This is a genomic window from Streptomyces sp. NPDC002476 (assembly GCF_042889785.1).
GTDB lineage: Bacteria > Actinomycetota > Actinomycetes > Streptomycetales > Streptomycetaceae > Streptomyces.
Genome location: NZ_JBIARH010000003.1, coordinates 1 through 18,540, shown reverse-complemented (window position 1 = coordinate 18,540; position 18,540 = coordinate 1). Strand labels below are relative to the sequence as shown.

The window sequence follows — 18,540 nt, the reverse complement described above, 5'->3', positions numbered from 1 at the left end:
CTAGGACCGTGGTGGTACGGGCGCTCCGTGGCCGAGGACACCGGCGTGGTGCATTCGGTTCTCCGCCGCGGGCAGCGGCGAGGAGCAGAACCCGCAGAGGTCACCTATGAGTTCCATTCCGCACCAGCGGCAGATGTCCCGGCGTACGGAGCACACCAGTTGGTGCAGGACGGAGATGTCTGGCAGGTAGGCGGCGAATTCCACCAGCTTTCCGGTTCCCCACCAGCCAGGGGAGCCGGAGGGAAGTGCGGCCTCGTGAACGGTCTGGACCTTCCACGCGGGCGCGAGGGTCTGTTTGACCCACTCGGACTGCGACTGCCCCTTGGCGGTCATCAGTTCGGTGGGGAATTCCGGGCCGGTCGGCGGTTCCGCCTTCGGGCCGATCGTGACGAGCTGTGGCTCCGGACTCGCGACCACCGCGAACTGGGAGCCGGGCACCCAGGACTTGGCATGGGTACGGAGGTCGACCGGCACCCTGTCGAACTTGGTGACGGAGTGCAGCAGCGCGCCCGCATGGATGTAGTGGGACAGCAGCCGGGCGGCGGAGGCGACCACTCCCGGGCTGAAGTCGCAGATGGACAACTGGCGCAGTTGCCGCACGAGCACGGCGACGCCCAGTGGAGGAAGGTCCACCTTGAGCAGAGCGATGCGATCGCTCTCCAGAACAGAACGCACGGAGTATAGCCGACGTTCATGGGCGGGAGCGATGCTACCCGGGTAGACAACGACGACGTAGCCGTGCTGCTCCAGCAGCACATGCATATCCCCGATGGCCATCTCCAGCGGCTGGGCGTCCGGAGCCTGCAGCAGCGCGGCGGTCGGCGTCTGCTGGTCGGTCGGAGGCAGTACCAGATCAGCACTTGTCACTGCTATTGCGGTCGGCACACCGTTCCCCGTTTCAACTCCGGCCAAACATCGGTCTTGACGCCGGCCGCAATTACTTCTGATCCGCGCTCTGCCTCAGCACTTTATCCACGTCTTACCTGGCAGAGAACACTTTCTGAAGGCCAGTACGACAACGTGAGGAAGACACCGGGTCAACGCCCGCGCGTCAAATCGGATCAAATCGAAAATCGTTAACTTCTGTACCACTGCGGAGAGTTACGGATCGGCCTTCCGGCGGCCCGTGAGCCCGCATTCGTCTCCGCATGTCAGGCCGGATGCGGAACCGGCGCGCCCGACGACCCGGCGACGGGCGGGCGGTCACTGTCCGAGCACCTGGACCACCTCACCCGCACGGGGCGGGCCACAGTCAACAAAACGTCAATCCATGGAGGCCCGGCGGCGATCGTGAAGGGTTCGCGGGGTGTTCACGGGACGTTCGCGAACGACCGGCGGGCCGACTGGGAATCCGCCCGGCCGGTCGGGCACCCGACCGCGGTCGCTGCCAGAGCCCTTGACAACTCGATTGGTCTGGACCAGCTTTAGCGGCCGGCGGCGACCGCCGCCGCCCGGATCCCCCGCCCCGACCACTCCCCGGTCCACCCCCGGACACCGGCCCGTGAGCCGCGTCCGCCTTCCCCACCCGCCGGACCCCACCCGTCGGCTCTCACCGTCCGATTCCCCCCGACTCCCCCACGGAGGCAGCGAAGTGGAACTCTCTCCCGCCCACGGGCCCCGAGCCCGGATGCGCCACACCCGCCCGCTGTGCGGCACCGCGATGGCCGTCCTCGCGGCCGGCGCGCTCACCGCCACCGCTCTCGTCGGCAGCGCCCAGGCCGCCGACGTCAACGTCGCCAGGAATCCGGGCTTCGAGGCGGGTCTGGCCGACTGGACGTGTTCCGGCGGCACCGGCGAGGCGGTCTCCTCCCCCGTGCACGGCGGCACCGGCGCTCTCAGGGCCACCCCGGCCGGCCAGAACAACGCGCGCTGCTCCCAGACCGTCAAGGTGAAGCCGGACTCGACCTACACGCTCAGCTCCTGGGTGCAGGGCGGGTACGCGTACCTCGGCGCCGACGGCACCGGGACCACCGACGTCTCCACCTGGTCGCCCGGCTCCACCGGCTGGACCCAGCTGACGACCACGTTCAAGACCGGCCCGAGCACCACCTCGGTCACGGTGTACACGCACGGCTGGTACGGGCAGGCCGCCTACCTGGTCGACGACGTCTCGGTCAGCGGCCCCGACGGCGGCGGTGGCGGCGAGACGCCGCAGGTGCCCGGCGCGCCCGCCGGTCTGGCGGTCGGCACGACCACGGCCTCCTCCGTGTCGCTCTCCTGGAACGCGGTGTCCGGCGCGACCGGCTACACGGTCTACAAGGACGGCGCCAAGGCCACCACGGCCACCGGGACCTCCGCCACCATCACGGGCCTGACCGCCGACACGGCGTACCAGTTCGCCGTGACCGCCACCAACGCGGCCGGCGAGTCCGTCAGCTCCGCGTCCGTCGGCGCCCGTACGGCCAAGGACGGCGGCGGCACCCCCAATCCGAACCCCTCCGTGCCCAAGCACGCGGTGACCGGCTACTGGCAGAACTTCAACAACGGCGCGACCGTGCAGAAGCTCAGCGACGTGCCCGCTAACTACGACATCATCGCGGTCTCCTTCGCCGACGCGACGACCACGCCGGGTGCCGTCACCTTCAACCTGGACACGGCCGGGCTGAACGGCTACACCGTCGACCAGTTCAAGGCCGACATCAAGGCCAAGCAGGCCGCCGGGAAGAACGTCATCATCTCGGTCGGCGGCGAGAAGGGGACCGTCTCGGTCGACAACGACGCCTCCGCCGCCAACTTCGCGAACTCGATCCACACCCTCATCCAGGAGTACGGCTTCAACGGCGTCGACATCGACCTGGAGAATGGCCTCAACTCCACGTACATGACGAAGGCGCTGCGCCAGCTGTCGCAGAAGGCGGGCTCCGGCCTCGTCATCACGATGGCGCCGCAGACGATCGACATGCAGTCGACCTCGGGCGAGTACTTCAAGACGGCGCTCAACGTCAAGGACATCCTGACCGTCGTCAACATGCAGTACTACAACAGCGGTTCGATGCTCGGCTGCGACGGCAAGGTGTACTCGCAGGGCTCGGTGGACTTCCTGACCGCGCTCGCCTGCATCCAGTTGGAGGGCGGCCTCGACCCGTCGCAGGTCGGCCTCGGCCTCCCCGCCTCCACCAGTGGCGCGGGCAGCGGCTACGTCTCCCCGTCGGTCGTGAACGCGGCCCTGGACTGCCTGGCCTCGGGCACCAACTGCGGCAGCTTCAAGCCCTCGAAGAAGTACCCGGGCATCCGCGGCGCGATGACCTGGTCGACCAACTGGGACGCCAAGTCGGGCAACGCCTGGTCGAACGCGGTGGCCCCGCACGTCCACGGACTGCCGTAACCCCGCCACGGCTCGACCACCGTGCAGCCGGGGCCGCGGGAGCGCGGTGCGGTGCTCCGCGGCCCTGCGGTGCCGTACGGGGTCGGATCAGCCGAGGACCGCGAGCGCGTCGATCTCGATGAGCAGGCCCTTGGGGAGGCCGACGTAGACCGTGGTGCGGGCAGCGGGCGGGGCCTTCAGGTCCTGCTCGGCGAAGTAGGCGTTGTAGATCTCGTTCATCTCGGCGAAGTGGTCCACGTCCGTGAGGTAGACGCGCATCATCATCACGTCGTCCCAGGTCGCGCCGCCCTCCTCCAGGATCGCCTTGACGTTGGCGAAGGTCTGGAGGGTCTGCTCCCGCAGCGTCGGACCGGCCGGGGTCGGTGCCTGGCCCTCGACGGCGGGGAGGAAACCGACCTGGCCGGCGACCTGGAGGATGTTGCCCTTCTTCACCCCGTGCGAGAACGTCGCCGGCGGCGTGGTGTGGGTGCTCGGGGTGAGGGCGATCTTCTCGGTCATGGCTGTTCAGGCTCTCCTGGTCGGTTGGTGCCGGAGTAGTCCCGGCTGATGGCGTCGGCGGTACGGCGCACCAGCGGGAGCAGGGTGAGGAGTTCCTCGGCCGTGACGACGACGTTGGGCGCGGAGACCGACATCGCGGCGACCACGCGTCCGTCCGCGCCCCGGACGGGGGCGGCGACACAGTTGATGGACTCCTCGTGGCCGCCGAGGTCGGTCGCCCAGCCCTGTTCGCGGACGACGGCGAGTTCCTTGAGAAAGGCACCGGCGTTCGGGGTCGAACGAGGCGTGTGCATGGGGTAGTCGAGCCTCTCGGCGACGGCGCGCCGCTCGGGTTCGGGAAGGTCGGCGAGGAGCAGTTTCGCCACGGCGGCGACGGTGATCGCGACGGGCTTGCCGATCCGGGAGTACATGCGGACCGGGTAGCGGCTCTCGACCTTGTCGATGTAGAGGACCTCGTTCTCCTCGTACACCGCGAGGTGCACGGTGTGACCGCAGCTCTCGTTGAGCTCGACGAGGTGGGGGTGGGCGATCTCGCGTACGTCGAGGTTCTCCATGGCTTCCTGCGCGAGGGCGAAGAGGCGGGCACCGAGGCGGTAGCGCTGGTCCTGCTGGCGGTGGACGAGGCCGTGTTCGTGGAGCGTACGGAGCAGGCGCAGCGCGGTGGACTTGTGGACGCCGAGCCGCTCGGCGACCTGTCCGAGATCGGCGGGCCCCTGGGCGAGCAGCGGCAGGATGCTCAGCGCGCGGTCGACGGTCTGGCTCATGCGCGCGCCTCGCTGTCCCCGCAGTACTCGCTGTCCTCGCTGCTCATGTGGCCCTCGCCGCTCCTGAGGCCCTCGCCGCCCATGGCCGGATGCCCGGACGGCTGCTCGGCCGAAGGCCCGGAGGGGCGCTCGGCCGGATGCTCGCTCGGGGCGCCCGGCCGGCCCGTGCCGCCCGTTCGCTGGTCGCGGTCGCTCACGTCGTACGTACCTCCTGCTCCTCCCCCGTCCACCCGGGGCCGAGACGAAGTCTCCCCCAGGCGTCGTCGTCCAGCGCGGCGAGGGCGTCGGCGCGGGCGCGGGACGGTGGGGCCGTGAGGTCCCCGGGGACGGTGAGCACGGCGGCGGCCATGAGGTGACCGTGCCGGACCCGGTCGCGTACGCCCAGGCCCCGCAGGGTCGCGGAGAGGAACCCCGCGGCGAAGGCGTCACCGGCGCCGACGGGTGCGACGACATCGACGCGGAGGGCGGGGACGCTGGTGACGGTGTCCGTCGGCCCGGTATCGGTCCGTCCGGAGTCGGTCCGTCCGGAGTCGGTCCGTCCGGGGTCCGCTTCTCCGGCATCCGCTGCTTCGTCGCCCGCCTCCTCTGCGACCGTGCCTCCCGTACGCGAGAAGACCGTGGCCCCCTCGGCCCCGCGCTTCACGACCAGGACCGCCGGCCCCGGGAGCGCCGCACGGATCGCCTCGGCCCCGTTCAGTCCCCACGCCTCCTCCGCCTCGTCCTCGCCGACGAAGACCAGGTCGCAGCCGCGCGCCAGGTCCAGCAGCACTCCGGGGCCCGCGGCGGCGTCGCGCCACAGGCCCGGCCGGTGGTTGACGTCGAAGGAGACCAGCGGGCGGCCGGGGCGGGGCGAGGTCAGGTCGCGGAGCAGGGCCAGGCAGTCGGCGGAGAGCGCCGCCGTGATGCCGGACAGGTGCAGGACGCGGGCCGCGAACAGCGCCTCGTACGGGACGTTGTCCGGGGACATCGCGGAGGCGGCGGAACCGGCCCGGTAGTAGGCGACCTCGTGCACGTCGGTGCCCCGGTCCGTCGCCGTACGGAAGTAGATGCCGGTGGGCCGCGTCGGGTCGCGCCGCACTGCGGAGGTGTCGACCCCGTACCCCGCGACGGCCTCGACGAGGTGGTCCCCGAAGCCGTCCGCGCCGACCCTGCTGACCCAGGCCGCCCGGTGGCCTGCCCCGGCGAGCGCGCAGGCGACATTGGACTCGGCGCCGCCGATGCCGCGGCTGAAGGAGGGCACGTCGGCGAGACGGCCGGGCCGCGACGGCAGGAACGTCACCATGGACCCTGCGGCTGGTGGGCGTGGCCGGGTACGAGGGCGAGGTGCCGGACGCGTCGGGCGAGCGGGTCCGCGAGTGGCTGCGGCGGCTCGTCGCGCTGGCCGTCGCCTTCGACCGGGAGGGCAGGTTCGGCCGGAAGGTCCGGGGAGGCCCGCTCGCGGCATCGGAAACGGCACCGGAAAAAACCGGAGCGGCCACGGAAGCGGCCGAACCGGCCGGGGGAGAATCCGAACCGGACGCGGCAGAGGCCGGAGCGGCCACGCGACGCGTGGCGGACGCCCCCGACGACGGCATCGTGATCAGTGCGGGCGGCAGTGCGTGGTTCGACGCGGTGGCGGACGTGTTCGCGCAGATCCCCGAACTCTCCCGGCCCGTACTGAAGCTGCTGCGCTCGGGGGCGTACGTCTCGCACGACGATGGCCACTACCGCCGCCTCACCCCGTTCAACCGTGTCCCCGAGGAAGGAGCCCTGCGGCCCGCCTTCCGGCTCTGGGCCCAGGTCGTCTCCCGGCCCTCCCCCGGGCAGGCGTTCCTCAACGCGGGCAAGCGGGACGCGGCGTACGACCAGCACACCTGGCTGCGCACCGAGCCCGGTGCCGAGCTGGAGGTCGGCGACTGGGTCGGCATGGGTCTGTCGCATCCGTGCACCAGCTTCGACAAGTGGCAGCTGATCCCGCTGGTCGAGGCCGACGGCACCGTCATCGACTACATCCGCACCTTCTTCTGATCCCCGATCGCCCCCGATCCCCCATCGGCCCCGATCCCCGATCGGCCCCGATCCCCGATCAGTCGCTCGATCCACAGACAGGCGATCCCGTGGACCTGGTCATCCGCGACGCGTACGTCATCGACGGCACCGGCTCTCCCGGCCGGCGCGCCGATGTGGCGGCGGCGAGGGCCGGACCGTACGGGGGTGAGGGCCGGGGCGAGGGCTGGGCCCTCGCATGAAGGCCGCAGCGGCCCCCGGGCCCCGACGGAGCCCATGAGGGCCATGAAGCCTATGGGGGCCATGAGGCCTATGGGGCTACGAGGTCTCCGTCACCTCCGCCGCCTTGGCCGCCTCTGCCACCTCCGCCGCCCGTTCCCTGGCCCAGGCCAGGTCCTCCTCGGTCGGCGCGTCGTCCTGGGTCAGGTTCGCCCGCCAGTAGCCGCTGAACTCCACGGCGTTCCGGGGCAGTCCGCGTTCCCCGACCAGGTGACGGCGCAGCGCCCGTACCGCCCCGGCCTCACCGGCCAGCCAGGCGGCCCCCGGCCCGGCGGGCAGCTCGGCCGCCCGTACCGCGTCCACCAACGCCCCGCCCCGGTCCCGGTCCACCCAGTGGACGGACACCTCGCCCGGCGAGTGCAGCATCTGGCGCTCCGCCGCGTCGGCGACCTCGGCGTACACGACCGCGCGCGCCCCGGCCGGCAGGGACTCCAGGAGCGTCCCGATCGCCGGGAGTGCCGTCTCGTCACCGGCCAGCAGCAACCAGTCGGCCGCGGGCAGCGGCCGGGCGTACGCCGCCGACGGGCCGACCATGCCGAGCACGTCCCCCGGGCGCGCGCCCCGGCCCCAGCGGGCGGCGGGGCCGTCGTCACCGTGCAGGACGAAGTCGACCGTCATCACACCGCTCGCGCGGTCGTACCCGCGCACGGTGAAGCTGCGCATGAGCGGACGTTCGGGCTCGGGGATCGCGAGGTACGCCTCGTACCACCGCATGCCGTGCGCGTCGTCGGTGTCGGGCACCGGGAGCCGGGGCACGCCCTGCCCCTCCCGGGGGAAGCACAGTTTCATCTGCTGATCGGGGCGGTCCTCCAGGATCTCCGCGAGACTCCGCACGCCCGCGCCCACGCCCACGTCCGCGACGAAGGAGACGCGCGCGACCCGTGGAGTGATCCGCTCCACGCCCACGACCCGTACGTATGACACAGGCAACGCGTGCCCCATCCCGACACCGACCTCTCCTGATACTTTACGCCATAAGGAATTGAAATCGCCTCGGCGAGATTACTTTATGGCGTAAGGAGTTGCAAGTGGTGGTCTATGCCGGACAGGGCGACGCCCGGCGTTCGATGTCCCTGTTGTGGCGCGCGGAGCGGCCGGAGCAGCCGCGCCGCACCCCCGGTCCGGGCCCCCGGCCGGGGCTGAGCGTGGACGCCATCGTGACCGCCGCGATTTCCGTCGCCGACGAGGAGGGCATGGCCGCGCTCTCGATGCGCGCGGTGGGCGAGCGGCTGGGCCGCACGGCGATGGCGCTGTACACGTACGTCCCCAGCAAGGGCGAGCTGCTGGACCTCATGTACGACGCGGTCCACGCCGAACTGCCCCGGGACTACGCGGCCTTCACCGAGGCACACGCACCGGAGGGCGGCAGGCACCCGAGCACCGAAGGAGAGCGGCCGGGCGGCGACGACTGGCGGGGCGGGCTGACCGCATGGGCGCGGGACACGCTCGAATTCCTTCTGCGCCACCCCTGGGTGCTCCAGGTCTCCCAGGCCCGTCCGGTCCTCGGCCCGCACGAGTACGCCGCACTGGACACCCTCGTACGCCTGCTGACCGGAACCGGGCTCGAAGCGCGGCTGGTGCGGCGACTGGTGGGCACGCTGACCCATTTCGTGCGGGGCTGCGCCGGAACGGTCGCCGAGGCACGGGAGGCGGCGGTGGCGACGGGCGAGCCGGACGAGGAGTGGTGGTTCGCCCGCTCGGCGCTGCTGGGCGAGGTGGCTCCGGACTTCGCGGACCGTTACCCGAGCCTGAGCGCGATGGAACGCGCCGACGCGCCGCGACCGCCGTCCGCCACTGACAAGGGCGAGGACGAGGACGAGGGCGTCTGCGGAGGCGGGTACAGCGAGGAGACGGGCGGAGGATCGGACGGGGGCGACAAGGAGACGATGCCGTTCCTGGAGCGCGAGGCACGGAAGACGTTCGCCGTCGGCCTCGACGTACTGCTCGACGGGATCGAGGCAGCGATCAGGCGCACGGGCAGGCCCTGAACCCGCAAGCCCCGAACCCGCAAGCTCTGGGCCCGCGAGCCTCGGGCCGCGACGCACGGCGTCGCCGCGGCCGCCCGGTCGGCACGGGCGGCCACGGCGACGGAGGGCTCAGCGGCTCACGGCTTGGGCAGGGCGCATCCCGCCCGGTTGAGGTCGAACTTGTTGCCCGGGCCGATGCACGGCACGATGCCGTAGGTCTGCTGGGCGTAGTTGATTCCCTCACGCACCGTCACATTGCCGCTCTCGTCCACCTCGCACGGGTTGTTGTCCGTGCAGCTCTGGCCGTCCTCGTTGCCGGTGTTGTTGACCGCGACGACCTTGCCGGTGGCGTTGTCGATCACCGGGGAACCGGACGTGCCGCCGATGGTCTGACAGGCGGAGGTGTAGCGGACCGAGTCCTTCCAGGTCCACTGGCCCTCCTTGAGCCGGTAGACGAATCCGTCCACGTTGCAGGAGTACGTGCGCTTCCAGTAGCCGGAGACCACCGTGATCGCGGTGCCCTGGACGGGGTGCGCGGTGTTGAGCTCCAGCGCCTTGATGCCGTACTTGCTCTCGATCTGCGCGTAGGTGCTGGTGAGTTGGTACACCGAGATGTCGGTGTCCGTCATCGTCCCGTACGCGATCTTGCTGGCCCGCAGCGTGGCGACGCCGCTGCCGGAGGCGTTCAGCAGGGTGAAGCTACGGCTGGACGACCGGTTGAACACCACCTGACCCGGGCCCGGGAAGCCCGTCTCCATGCAGTGCCCGTTGGAGAGCACCAGCGCGGGGTCGGAGGGCTGGGAGTCGGGCGTGCGGACGACGGAGCCGGAACAGTTGCTGAGCGCCACGGTCCCGGCGAAGTTGACCGCCTGGGGCGTGACCTTCGCCTTGACCGTGTCGGCCGCGGCCGGGCCGGCCGCTGCCTTGCCGGCCGTCGCCGCTTCCTGACCGGTGGCCGCGACGGCGGGTGCGGTTCCCGCCCCGAGGAGCAGAACGGCGAAGAGCGCACCGACGAGAGGCTTCTTCATGTGGGGGTCCCCTCCAGCGACATGCGCGGGGCCTCGACGACCCCGGCTACCGAAGTTCCTTCGATTTGACATGCGCATGCTTGCGTACGGAAGGGATCCCCAACAAGGGGCGATTTCCGGCCAGCGCCCCGGCCCGGCCCTCGACGGGCCGGCCCGGAGTCGCCATGTGTCTCAACCGGACGGAGCTACGGGGGCATTTCGGCACCGCCGGAGGGGTCCCCCTGGCCCTCAATGCCCCGGACGAACGCGACGATGGCCGGGTTCGCCCCCTCGTGCACCAGCGGAACCCGCGCCTTCCTGCCAACCACACGGAATGCTTCCTTCTCCACGATCCGGTATCGCATACTTCCGCTCCCTTCGACTACGAGCCGGAAGGACATCCGGGGCTGGGAGCGCAGAACCGCACCGGTCCGCCTGGCCTCGCCGGGACCGACCCCGTGCATCGCCCGGAACGCCCGCGCGAACGCCTCCCCCGAGCCGTAGCCGTAGCGCACGGCGATCTCCAGCAGCGTCCGTTCCCCCGCCAGCACCTCGGCCCCCGCGAGCGTGAGCCGCCTGCGCCGGATGTACTCGGACAGCGGGATCCTGGCCAGCGCCGAGAACATCCGCCGGAAGTGGTACTCCGACGTCATCGCGATCCGCGCCAGCTCGGCCGCCTCGATCCGCCGACCGAGGTCGCCCTCGATGTGCTCCATGGCCTGATTCAGCCGCTCCAGCACCCCGGACTCCTTCCCTTGCGAACAGTCACGCTAGGGAATGCGACTCCCCGCGGACCCGACAGTCCGTGCCCCGTTCGGTCGGGTCCCCGGTTCGGTCGGGCCCCCGGTTCGGCGCATGCCCGGACCGGGGCCCTCGGGGACGTCCCGCCCACGCGAGCACCCGGCACACGCACGTGTCCCATCTCACCCGTCCGCGTGCGTCACGTCCCCGTTCCGGCCCATTCCAAGCCGCGCCCCCGTCCCCGACCGGCGATCCCACGGTCCGGGGACGGGGGACACATGGCTATGGAAGACACGGTGGCGGCGGCCCGATGCGCCGGGCGGGGCAACCGGCGACGAAAGCCCGGCGCCCCCGGAGGCCCGGCCGTAAGCTCCGGGACATGCAGGTCATCCAGTCCACGAAGCTCGCCAACGTCTGTTACGAAATCCGGGGCCCCGTGCTGGAGGAGGCGATGCGGCTGGAGGCGGCCGGTCATCGCATCCTCAAGCTCAACACCGGCAACCCCGCCGCGTTCGGGTTCGAGTGCCCGCCCGAGATCCTCGAGGACATACTGCGCAACCTCTCCGGGGCGCACGGCTACGGCGACGCGAAAGGACTGCTGTCCGCGCGGCGGGCGGTGGTGCAGCACTACCAGACCAAGGGCATCGACCTCGATGTCGAGGACGTCTATCTGGGCAACGGTGTCTCCGAGCTGATCCAGATGTCGATGCAGGCGCTGCTCGACGACGGCGACGAGGTGCTGGTACCCGCTCCGGACTACCCGCTGTGGACGGCGTCGGTCTCGCTGGCGGGCGGCACGGCGGTGCACTACCGCTGCGACGAGCAGTCCGACTGGATGCCGGACCTCGCCGACATCGAACGGAGGATCACCGACCGCACCAAGGCGCTCGTGATCATCAACCCGAACAATCCGACGGGCGCGGTCTACGACGAGGCGATGCTGCGCGGGCTCACCGAGATCGCCCGGCGGCACAACCTGGTCGTCTGCTCGGACGAGATCTACGACCGGATCCTGTACGACGGCGCCACCCACACCCCCACCGCGACGATCGCCCCCGACCTGCTGGTGCTCACCTTCAACGGGCTCTCCAAGAACTACCGGGTGGCCGGATACCGGTCGGGCTGGCTGGCGGTCTGCGGCCCGAAGGCGCACGCCGCCTCGTACATCGAAGGTCTGACGATCCTCGCCAACATGCGGCTCTGCGCCAACATGCCGTCCCAGCACGCCGTGGCCACCGCCCTCGGCGGACGGCAGTCGATCGACGAGCTGGTGCTGCCGGGCGGCCGGATGCGGGAGCAGCGGGACGTCGCGTACGACCTGCTGACCCGGATCCCGGGCGTGACATGCGTGAAGCCCAAGGGGGCGCTGTATCTCTTCCCGCGCCTCGATCCCAAGGTCTACAAGATCAAGGACGACCGGCAGATGGTGCTCGACCTGCTGCGCGCCGAGAAGATCATGGTCGTGCACGGCACCGGATTCAACTGGCCGGAGCCCGATCACTTCCGCGTCGTGACCCTGCCCTCGGCCGAGGACCTGGCGGACGCGGTGACCAGGATCGCGCACTTCCTGGACGGATACGGCCAGCCTTGACGGGTCGATGCCCGCCACGCCGAACGGACCCCGCCACGCCGAACAGACCGGCCACGGCGTACGGCCCCGCCGCAGCCCTCGGGCCCGCCGCGGCCGGACATCACCCCCGCCTCGATCACAGACAACTTTAGACTAGATCCAATGTAGGATGGTCTCACAGCGACACCAGGAGGCCATCCATGTACGAACCGATCCGCACCAAATCGGTCCACACACCGGCCGACCGCGCCGGCGACTTCCCGCACCGCTCCCGTGAGGAGGAGCTGGACATCCAGCTCGCCGGACACCTGGCCGCGCTGCTCGCGGTCACCGACGAACTGGGGCTGGACGCGGCGGGCGACCGCATCGCCGAGCAGGTCGCCCGGCTGCGCGGTACTCCGCCGACCCGGCACGCCGGCCGGAGCGAAGCACCCGCGCCCGCCCTCCACCGCCGCGCACACGCCCTCGCGGGCCGGGCGCTGGTGGTGGCCGCGTCCCGCGCCGACACCGTCGCCGCGATCCTCGCGGCCGAGCGCATGGACGCCCACACGGCGGCGATGGCCTCGCCCACCGCGTCCGGCACCCCGTCACGACTGGTCGGCGCCCTCTGACGGCGCCGGTCCACGGGCCGCCGAGGCACGGCGGACCGGGCGTCATTCAACTAACGGAGAAATACCCCTTTCGCCGCTTTCTTCGAACGCCCCGGTGAATGGCCGCGGACGGACAGATGTCACGCGCGCCATCGTTGGGATCCGCTGTCCGCAGCGGGCAACCCTCCCCGCACACCGACCGTCTGGACGGTGTCACGCCCGTCCGGAGCGTGAGAGCAACTGCGGAGAGGTCGACATGAGTGACGTAGCGGTCACCGTGATCATCCCGGTCTACAACGCTGCCGATTTCCTGGACGAATGCCTGGAGTCGATCGCGCGGCAGAGCCTGGGATTCGAGCGCATCGAGGTCGTGGCCGTGAACGACGGTTCCACCGACGCCGGCGGTGCGGTACTGGACGGGTGGGCCGAGCGGCACACCAACGTCAGGGTCGTGCACCAGAGCAATTCCGGGGCCCCCGGCGGTCCTCGCAACCGGGGTATGGACATGGCGAGGGGCGAGTTCCTGTTCTTCGCCGACCCGGACGACTACCTGGGCCCGGACGCGCTGCGGCGGATGGTGGAGATCGCCGAGCGCAACGACTCGGACGTGGTGCTGGGCCGGATCCGGGGCGTGGGCCGGGGCGCCCCGACCGAGCCGTTCGCCGCGACCGTCGAACGGGGCGACGTGTGGTCGACCAGGGCGATGTTCAGCCTGACCCCGCAGAAACTCTTCAGGCGCTCGCTCGTGGTCGAACACGGTCTGCGCTTCGCCGAAGGAGTGCGGCTGGCGGAGGAACAGCCGTTCATCGTCCCCGCCTATCTGCGGGCGCGGGCGATCTCGGTGGTCGCCGACTACGACTGCTACTACCTCGTCGATCGCGAGGGGTTCGCCCATCTGACGAAGCAGCAGCCACCGGCCGAGTCGTTCTACTCGGCGGTGCGCGCGGCCCTGGGCTCGATCGTGGAACTGACCGAGCCCGGCGAGCGGCGCAACGAGCTGCTCGTGCGGTTCGCCAAGGTGGAGCTGATGGCGAAGTTCGGTCCGAACTACCACCGTTGGACCTCCGCCGAGCGCCAGGAGTCGTACGCCCGCATCGCGGGCGAGGTGTTGCGCGAGTTCATCCCGCAGGAGGTCATGACCGGTTTCTCACCGCTCGTCCAGCTGCGCGCCCGGCTGCTGCGCGAGGGCGGGCGGATCGATGAACTGCGCTCCCTGTCCCGCCACGACAGCCTCGCCTGGGCCGAACTCGAACCCGGCCCCGACGCCCTGGAATGGCTCGACGGCGGACGGCGGACGGCCCTGCTGGTACGCAGCTCGCACTACCGCGGCACCGGTTCGCGACGGGTCCGGCACAGCGTCGTGCTGCGCCACGCCGACGGCCACGAGGTGCTGATTCCCGTGGGGAGGGCCACGCCCACCGACGCCCCGCTGACCGCCCGTGTCGTCCTGGACCCGCTCGACCTCCACCGGTACGCCCACCGCCCCGGCCGGTGGGAGATCCTGCTTCGCGTGACGGCCGACGTCGGCCCGGGCAGCCATGACGTGCCACTGCTGCTCCCGGCACCCGACGGGGGCGGGAAGCGGCGCCCCCTCCCGAACCGGGCACGCGCCAAACGGCTGTACGCGCACGGGGTCCGGCCGATGGCGGCACGGATGGCACAGCGGCCGGACGGGCGTGTGGTGCTGGTCGCCGCGGACTGGCGCACGGTCGCGCGGAAGGTCCGCAAGCGGCTGCGTCGCCACTGATCCATGTGCGGGCCGCGTCCCTCCGCCTCCCGCACCACCCGTACTCCGCCCTGGGCGCGGGACCGTACACCCGTCACCCCCGTACGCCGTTGTACGGGGGTGACGGGCGAGCCAAGTGCTGTCCTTGGGGCGGCCCCCGGAACCGTGAGGGGGTTCCGGGGGCCGGACCGCGGCGGGCCGTCGGCCCCACAGGTCAGGGCGGATGTCCGATGGCCCGGCCACGGGGCGTGCGAGGGCGCGCCCGCCCACGGGGCGCGCCCCGTGGGGTCAGCCCAGTCGCTGGACCAGGGCGCGGTACTCGTCCCACAGCTCCTTGGGGGTGTGGTCGCCGAAGGTGTTGAGGTGCTCGGGGACCAGGCCCGCCTCCTCGCGCCAGACGTCCTTGTCGACCGTGAGCAGGAAGTCCAGGTCGGCGTCGGAGAGGTCCAGGCCCTCGGTGTCCAGGGCGTCCTTGGTGGGCAGGATGCCGATCGGCGTCTCGACGCCCTCGGCCTTGCCCGCCAGGCGCTCGACGATCCACTTCAGGACGCGGCTGTTCTCGCCGAAGCCGGGCCACACGAACTTGCCCGCGTCGTTCTTGCGGAACCAGTTCACGTAGTAGATCCTCGGGAGCTTCGACTGGTCCGGCTTGTCCGCGCCGACCTTCAGCCAGTGGGCCATGTAGTCGCCCATGTTGTAGCCGCAGAACGGCAGCATGGCGAACGGGTCGCGGCGCAGCTCGCCGACCTTGCCCTCGGCGGCGGCGGTCTTCTCGGAGGCCACGTTGGCACCGAGGAAGACGCCGTGCTGCCAGGTGAAGGACTCGGTGACCAGCGGAACGGCCGAGGCGCGGCGGCCACCGAAGAGGATCGCGGAGATCGGCACGCCCTTGGGGTCCTCCCACTCGGGCGCGATGATCGGGCACTGGCCGGCCGGGACGGTGAAGCGGGCGTTGGGGTGGGCGGCCGGGGTGTCGGACGCGGGCGTCCAGTCGTTGCCCCGCCAGTCGGTGAGGTGGGCCGGAGCGGTCTCCGTCATGCCCTCCCACCAGACGTCGCCGTCGTCGGTGAGCGCGACGTTGGTGAAGACGGAGTTGCCCCACATGGTCTTCATGGCGTTGGCGTTGGTGTGCTCGCCGGTGCCGGGCGCGACGCCGAAGAAGCCGGCCTCGGGGTTGATGGCGTAGAGGCGGCCGTCCTCGCCGAAGCGCATCCAGGCGATGTCGTCGCCGATGGTCTCGACGGTCCAGCCGGGGACGGTCGGCTCCAGCATGGCGAGGTTGGTCTTGCCGCAGGCGGACGGGAACGCCGCGGCGATGTACTTCGCCTCGCCCTGCGGCGGGGTGAGCTTGAGGATCAGCATGTGCTCGGCGAGCCAGCCCTCGTCACGCGCCATGACGGAGGCGATACGCAGTGCGTAGCACTTCTTGCCGAGCAGGGCGTTGCCGCCGTAGCCGGAGCCGTAGGACCAGATCTCGCGGTCCTCGGGGAAGTGCGAGATGTACTTGGTGGAGTTGCACGGCCACGGGACGTCCTCCTGGCCCTCCTCCAGGGGCGCGCCGAGCGTGTGGACGGCCTTGACGAAGAAGCCGTCGGTGCCCAGCTCGTCGAGGACGGCCTGGCCCATGCGGGTCATGGTGCGCATGGAGACGGCGACGTACGCGGAGTCGGTGATCTCGACACCGATCGCGGAGAGCGGGGAGCCGACGGGGCCCATGCAGAACGGCACGACGTACATCGTGCGTCCGCGCATGGAGCCGTGGAAGATCCCCTTCTCACCGGTGAAGATGGCCCGCATCTCGGCGGGGGCCTTCCAGTGGTTCGTCGGACCGGCGTCCTCCTCCTTCTCGGAGCAGATGAACGTACGGTCCTCGACCCGGGCGACGTCGCTGGGGTCGGAGGCGGCGTAGTACGAGTTCGGACGCTTGGTCTCGTCCAGCTTCTTGAACGTTCCCTTGGCCACGAGCTCCCCGCACAGGCGCTCGTACTCGGCCTCGGAACCGTCGCACCAGACCACCCGGTCCGGCTCGGTGAGGGCAGCGATCTCGTTCACCCAGGAGACGAGGGCCTGATGGTTGGTGGGGGCAGTGAGGGGAGCCGCGATGTCGCGCGCCACGATCGCTCCTTGTCGAGGGTATTTGCTGTTCGGCCCCGTGGGGGCTGCGACCCGGACGCTTCGTCCCCTTCGAATTCGTTGGCGCTCATCCGGTGCCGACCGCACTCATTTGATCATCCGACCCTTGTGCCCATATGTCCAGAGGGCCGCACACGTGAGCATGGCCACTTCCGTCCGTTACCTACGGTCCCGTAGGTACGATGCGGGAATGACTTCCGCCACAGCCGCGCCCGAGCCGGCCGGACCGGACACAGCCGCACCCGACGCCGTTTCGACTGTCCCGACCGCACCGACCGTCCCGCTGAAGCCACGGCTGCGTGGCTGGCTGCACGCCGGGATGTTCCCCGCCGTGATCGTCGCGGGGATCGCGCTGATCGCGCTGACCGACAGCGCCCGGGGCCGCATCGCCTGTGCCGTGTACGCCCTGACCGCGTGCCTGCTGTTCGGGGTGAGCGCGCTCTACCACCGCGGCACCTGGGGCCCGCGCGGCGAGGCGGTGCTCCGCCGCCTCGACCACGCCAACATCTTCCTGATCATCGCGGGCACCTACACCCCGCTGACCCTGCTCCTGCTGCCCGAGTCGACCGCGCGGCCGCTGCTGTGGGCGGTGTGGGCGGCGGCGGCCGCGGGCATCGCCTTCCGGGTGTTCTGGGTGGGCGCCCCGCGCTGGCTCTACACGCCCTGCTACATAGCCATGGGCTGGGCCGCGGTGTTCTTCCTGCCGGACTTCCTGCGCACCGGGGGGATCGCGGTGCTGGTGCTGGTCGTCGTCGGCGGGCTGCTCTACAGCGCCGGCGGCGTCATCTACGGCATCAAGCGGCCGAACCCGTCACCGCGCTGGTTCGGCTTCCACGAGGTGTTCCACTCGCTGACGCTGGCGGCCTTCATCGTGCACTACGTCGGCATCTCGCTGGTGGCCTACAACCACTCCTGAGCCGCCCAGCCTCACCCGGCTGCGCACTCACGCCTTCCCGCGCCGCCCACGTCTTCCCATGCGGGCCCGCTCCCCCGCTTCCCGACCCTCGTGGCCCCGCCGACCCGCCCGGCCCGCTCCCTGGCCTTCCGCTTCCCGCCGTTACCCGTCCGCCGTTACCCGTCGTCCTCGCCCAGTGGCCGTGGCTCCCGAGCCGCGGCCACGCCTCGTTCGGGGCCGTTTTCATGGCCGTCCATGGCCCCCGGACCCATGGATGGCCGACAATGACGACCATGGCCGTCACCTCCCGTACCCCTTCCGTTTCCGTTCCCGGGGCGCCGTCCACCGTGTCCGGGGGACAGTCCGCCGTGTCCGGGATTCCGTCGCAGCCGGGGCTGCGCGAGCGGAAGAAGCTCAAGACCCGGACGGCGATCCGCCGGGCGGCGTACCGGCTGATCGCCGAGCAGGGGTACGAGACGACGACGATCGAGCAGATCGCGGAGGCGGCCGAGGTGTCGCCGAGCACGGTGTGCCGCTACTTCGCGACCAAGGAGGACATCGTCCTCACCGACGCGTACGGCCCGGTCCTGGAGGCCGGGCTGCGCGACCGGCCGGCCGGTGAACCGCCGCTGGAGTCGCTGCGGATCGTCATGACCGAGATACTGCCGACGTTCCTCGTGAGCGACGAGGAGGAGGTGTGTCGGCGCACCCGACTGGTGGTGGAGGTCCCCGCCGTCCGGGCACGGATGACGGAGACCATGTCGGACACGGCGAGGATGCTGGCCCGGGTGCTGGCCGAGCGCAGCGGGCGCGGCGCCGACGACCTGGTGGTCCGGGTGTTCGTCGCGGCGGCGCTGGGCGTGCTGCGCGAGGTGACTCTGTACTGGGGCGAGCACGGTCAGCAGGACGATCTGCCGGCGCTCATCCGGCAGGCGCTGGGCGCGCTCGAAGACGGCCTGACTCTTTGACATCCTCGCCCCCGTGAACGAGGGCGATTCCCGTCTACCGCGCCGTTGAAGGCTGCGGTGTCGGGTGGGTTCCCGCTTCGCTGCGCGGTGC

Annotated in this window: 17 protein-coding genes and 1 pseudogene; 9 read left to right on the top strand and 9 right to left on the bottom strand. The window is 70.9% G+C overall.

Translation table 11 applies throughout. The features are described from left to right. A complete protein-coding gene (locus ACFYXM_RS03950; RefSeq protein WP_389286610.1) occupies window positions 1-867 on the bottom strand; it encodes a hypothetical protein in 867 nt (288 codons plus the stop codon). A 793-nt stretch (window positions 868-1,660) separates the two neighbouring features. Between ACFYXM_RS03950 and ACFYXM_RS03945 the strand changes: the two genes are divergently transcribed. After that, window positions 1,661-3,325 (top strand): chitinase, encoded by a 1,665-nt coding sequence (locus ACFYXM_RS03945; protein WP_389287159.1) that lies wholly within the window; start codon window positions 1,661-1,663, stop codon window positions 3,323-3,325. A gap of 87 nt (window positions 3,326-3,412) precedes the next feature. Here the strand turns inward: ACFYXM_RS03945 and ACFYXM_RS03940 are convergent, their stop codons facing one another. From ACFYXM_RS03940 to ACFYXM_RS03925, 4 genes are read right to left on the bottom strand one after another with little or no spacing between them, the layout of a single operon-like run. After that, window positions 3,413-3,823 carry a RidA family protein gene (locus ACFYXM_RS03940; protein ID WP_389286608.1) on the bottom strand — a complete coding sequence of 137 codons (411 nt, stop codon included), beginning with the start codon at window positions 3,821-3,823 and terminating at the stop codon, window positions 3,413-3,415. Continuing rightward, window positions 3,820-4,587, bottom strand: coding sequence for an IclR family transcriptional regulator (locus ACFYXM_RS03935; protein WP_389286606.1), 768 nt, complete (start codon window positions 4,585-4,587; stop codon window positions 3,820-3,822). The genes ACFYXM_RS03940 and ACFYXM_RS03935 overlap by 4 nt, the downstream gene beginning before the upstream one ends. Beyond that, entirely contained in the window at window positions 4,584-4,784 is a 201-nt protein-coding gene (locus tag ACFYXM_RS03930) for a hypothetical protein (RefSeq protein WP_389286604.1), read from the bottom strand. Before ACFYXM_RS03930 ends, ACFYXM_RS03935 begins: the two co-directional genes overlap by 4 nt. After that, window positions 4,781-5,869 (bottom strand): sugar kinase, encoded by a 1,089-nt coding sequence (locus tag ACFYXM_RS03925; RefSeq protein ID WP_389286602.1) that lies wholly within the window; start codon window positions 5,867-5,869, stop codon window positions 4,781-4,783. The genes ACFYXM_RS03930 and ACFYXM_RS03925 overlap by 4 nt, the downstream gene beginning before the upstream one ends. A gap of 14 nt (window positions 5,870-5,883) precedes the next feature. Between ACFYXM_RS03925 and ACFYXM_RS03920 the strand changes: the two genes are divergently transcribed. Together ACFYXM_RS03920 and ACFYXM_RS03915 are read left to right on the top strand one after the other, a co-directional pair. Then, complete coding sequence (locus tag ACFYXM_RS03920) at window positions 5,884-6,594, top strand: hypothetical protein (protein ID WP_389286600.1); 711 nt, start codon at window positions 5,884-5,886, stop codon at window positions 6,592-6,594. A gap of 89 nt (window positions 6,595-6,683) precedes the next feature. Further along, on the top strand, window positions 6,684-6,815 hold the full coding sequence (locus ACFYXM_RS03915; protein WP_389286598.1) for a hypothetical protein: 132 nt from the start codon (window positions 6,684-6,686) through the stop codon (window positions 6,813-6,815). Between the two features lie 76 nt (window positions 6,816-6,891). On the opposite strand, the gene ACFYXM_RS03910 is transcribed toward ACFYXM_RS03915, so the two are convergent. Further along, entirely contained in the window at window positions 6,892-7,794 is a 903-nt protein-coding gene (locus tag ACFYXM_RS03910; RefSeq protein WP_389286596.1) for a siderophore-interacting protein, read from the bottom strand. Window positions 7,795-7,880: 86 nt separating this feature from the next. Here ACFYXM_RS03910 and ACFYXM_RS03905 point away from each other — a divergent pair, with 86 nt between their 5' ends. After that, on the top strand, window positions 7,881-8,840 hold the full coding sequence (locus ACFYXM_RS03905) for a TetR/AcrR family transcriptional regulator (protein WP_389286594.1): 960 nt from the start codon (window positions 7,881-7,883) through the stop codon (window positions 8,838-8,840). Window positions 8,841-8,956: 116 nt separating this feature from the next. Here the strand turns inward: ACFYXM_RS03905 and ACFYXM_RS03900 are convergent, their stop codons facing one another. Then, complete coding sequence (locus ACFYXM_RS03900) at window positions 8,957-9,847, bottom strand: serine protease (RefSeq protein WP_389286592.1); 891 nt, start codon at window positions 9,845-9,847, stop codon at window positions 8,957-8,959. Between the two features lie 230 nt (window positions 9,848-10,077). Then, window positions 10,078-10,566: pseudogene (locus ACFYXM_RS03895) on the bottom strand (helix-turn-helix domain-containing protein); the annotation flags it as partial. A 380-nt stretch (window positions 10,567-10,946) separates the two neighbouring features. Between ACFYXM_RS03895 and ACFYXM_RS03890 the strand changes: the two are divergent. The 3 genes from ACFYXM_RS03890 (at window position 10,947) to ACFYXM_RS03880 (ending at window position 14,474) form a co-directional block, all read left to right on the top strand. After that, window positions 10,947-12,158, top strand: a complete 1,212-nt coding sequence (locus ACFYXM_RS03890) for a pyridoxal phosphate-dependent aminotransferase (RefSeq protein ID WP_389286590.1) — start codon at window positions 10,947-10,949, stop codon at window positions 12,156-12,158. A 179-nt stretch (window positions 12,159-12,337) separates the two neighbouring features. Beyond that, complete coding sequence (locus tag ACFYXM_RS03885) at window positions 12,338-12,748, top strand: hypothetical protein (RefSeq protein ID WP_389286588.1); 411 nt, start codon at window positions 12,338-12,340, stop codon at window positions 12,746-12,748. A gap of 235 nt (window positions 12,749-12,983) precedes the next feature. Next, a complete protein-coding gene (locus tag ACFYXM_RS03880; protein ID WP_389286586.1) occupies window positions 12,984-14,474 on the top strand; it encodes a glycosyltransferase in 1,491 nt (496 codons plus the stop codon). A 267-nt stretch (window positions 14,475-14,741) separates the two neighbouring features. Here the strand turns inward: ACFYXM_RS03880 and ACFYXM_RS03875 are convergent, their stop codons facing one another. Next, a complete protein-coding gene (locus ACFYXM_RS03875; protein ID WP_389286584.1) occupies window positions 14,742-16,568 on the bottom strand; it encodes a phosphoenolpyruvate carboxykinase (GTP) in 1,827 nt (608 codons plus the stop codon). A gap of 208 nt (window positions 16,569-16,776) precedes the next feature. Here ACFYXM_RS03875 and ACFYXM_RS03870 point away from each other — a divergent pair, with 208 nt between their 5' ends. Beyond that, entirely contained in the window at window positions 16,777-17,502 is a 726-nt protein-coding gene (locus ACFYXM_RS03870) for a hemolysin III family protein (protein ID WP_389286582.1), read from the top strand. Between the two features lie 272 nt (window positions 17,503-17,774). Beyond that, the gene (locus ACFYXM_RS03865; RefSeq protein ID WP_389286580.1) at window positions 17,775-18,449 is read left to right on the top strand and encodes a TetR/AcrR family transcriptional regulator; all 675 of its coding nucleotides are present in this window, start codon (window positions 17,775-17,777) and stop codon (window positions 18,447-18,449) included. Window positions 18,450-18,540 lie beyond the last annotated feature (91 nt).

Bases quoted from the DNA above. Each gene is read 5' to 3' on its own strand.
- ACFYXM_RS03870 (WP_389286582.1), top strand. From the start codon at position 16,777: ATGACTTCCGCCACAGCCGCGCCCGAGCCGGCCGGACCGGACACAGCC.
- ACFYXM_RS03865 (WP_389286580.1), top strand. From the start codon at position 17,775: ATGGCCGTCACCTCCCGTACCCCTTCCGTTTCCGTTCCCGGGGCGCCG.
- ACFYXM_RS03890 (WP_389286590.1), top strand. From the start codon at position 10,947: ATGCAGGTCATCCAGTCCACGAAGCTCGCCAACGTCTGTTACGAAATC.
- ACFYXM_RS03940 (WP_389286608.1), bottom strand. From the start codon at position 3,823: ATGACCGAGAAGATCGCCCTCACCCCGAGCACCCACACCACGCCGCCG.
- ACFYXM_RS03900 (WP_389286592.1), bottom strand. From the start codon at position 9,847: ATGAAGAAGCCTCTCGTCGGTGCGCTCTTCGCCGTTCTGCTCCTCGGG.
- ACFYXM_RS03925 (WP_389286602.1), bottom strand. From the start codon at position 5,869: ATGGTGACGTTCCTGCCGTCGCGGCCCGGCCGTCTCGCCGACGTGCCC.
- ACFYXM_RS03935 (WP_389286606.1), bottom strand. From the start codon at position 4,587: ATGAGCCAGACCGTCGACCGCGCGCTGAGCATCCTGCCGCTGCTCGCC.
- ACFYXM_RS03910 (WP_389286596.1), bottom strand. From the start codon at position 7,794: ATGGGGCACGCGTTGCCTGTGTCATACGTACGGGTCGTGGGCGTGGAG.
- ACFYXM_RS03885 (WP_389286588.1), top strand. From the start codon at position 12,338: ATGTACGAACCGATCCGCACCAAATCGGTCCACACACCGGCCGACCGC.
- ACFYXM_RS03945 (WP_389287159.1), top strand. From the start codon at position 1,661: ATGGCCGTCCTCGCGGCCGGCGCGCTCACCGCCACCGCTCTCGTCGGC.
- ACFYXM_RS03880 (WP_389286586.1), top strand. From the start codon at position 12,984: ATGAGTGACGTAGCGGTCACCGTGATCATCCCGGTCTACAACGCTGCC.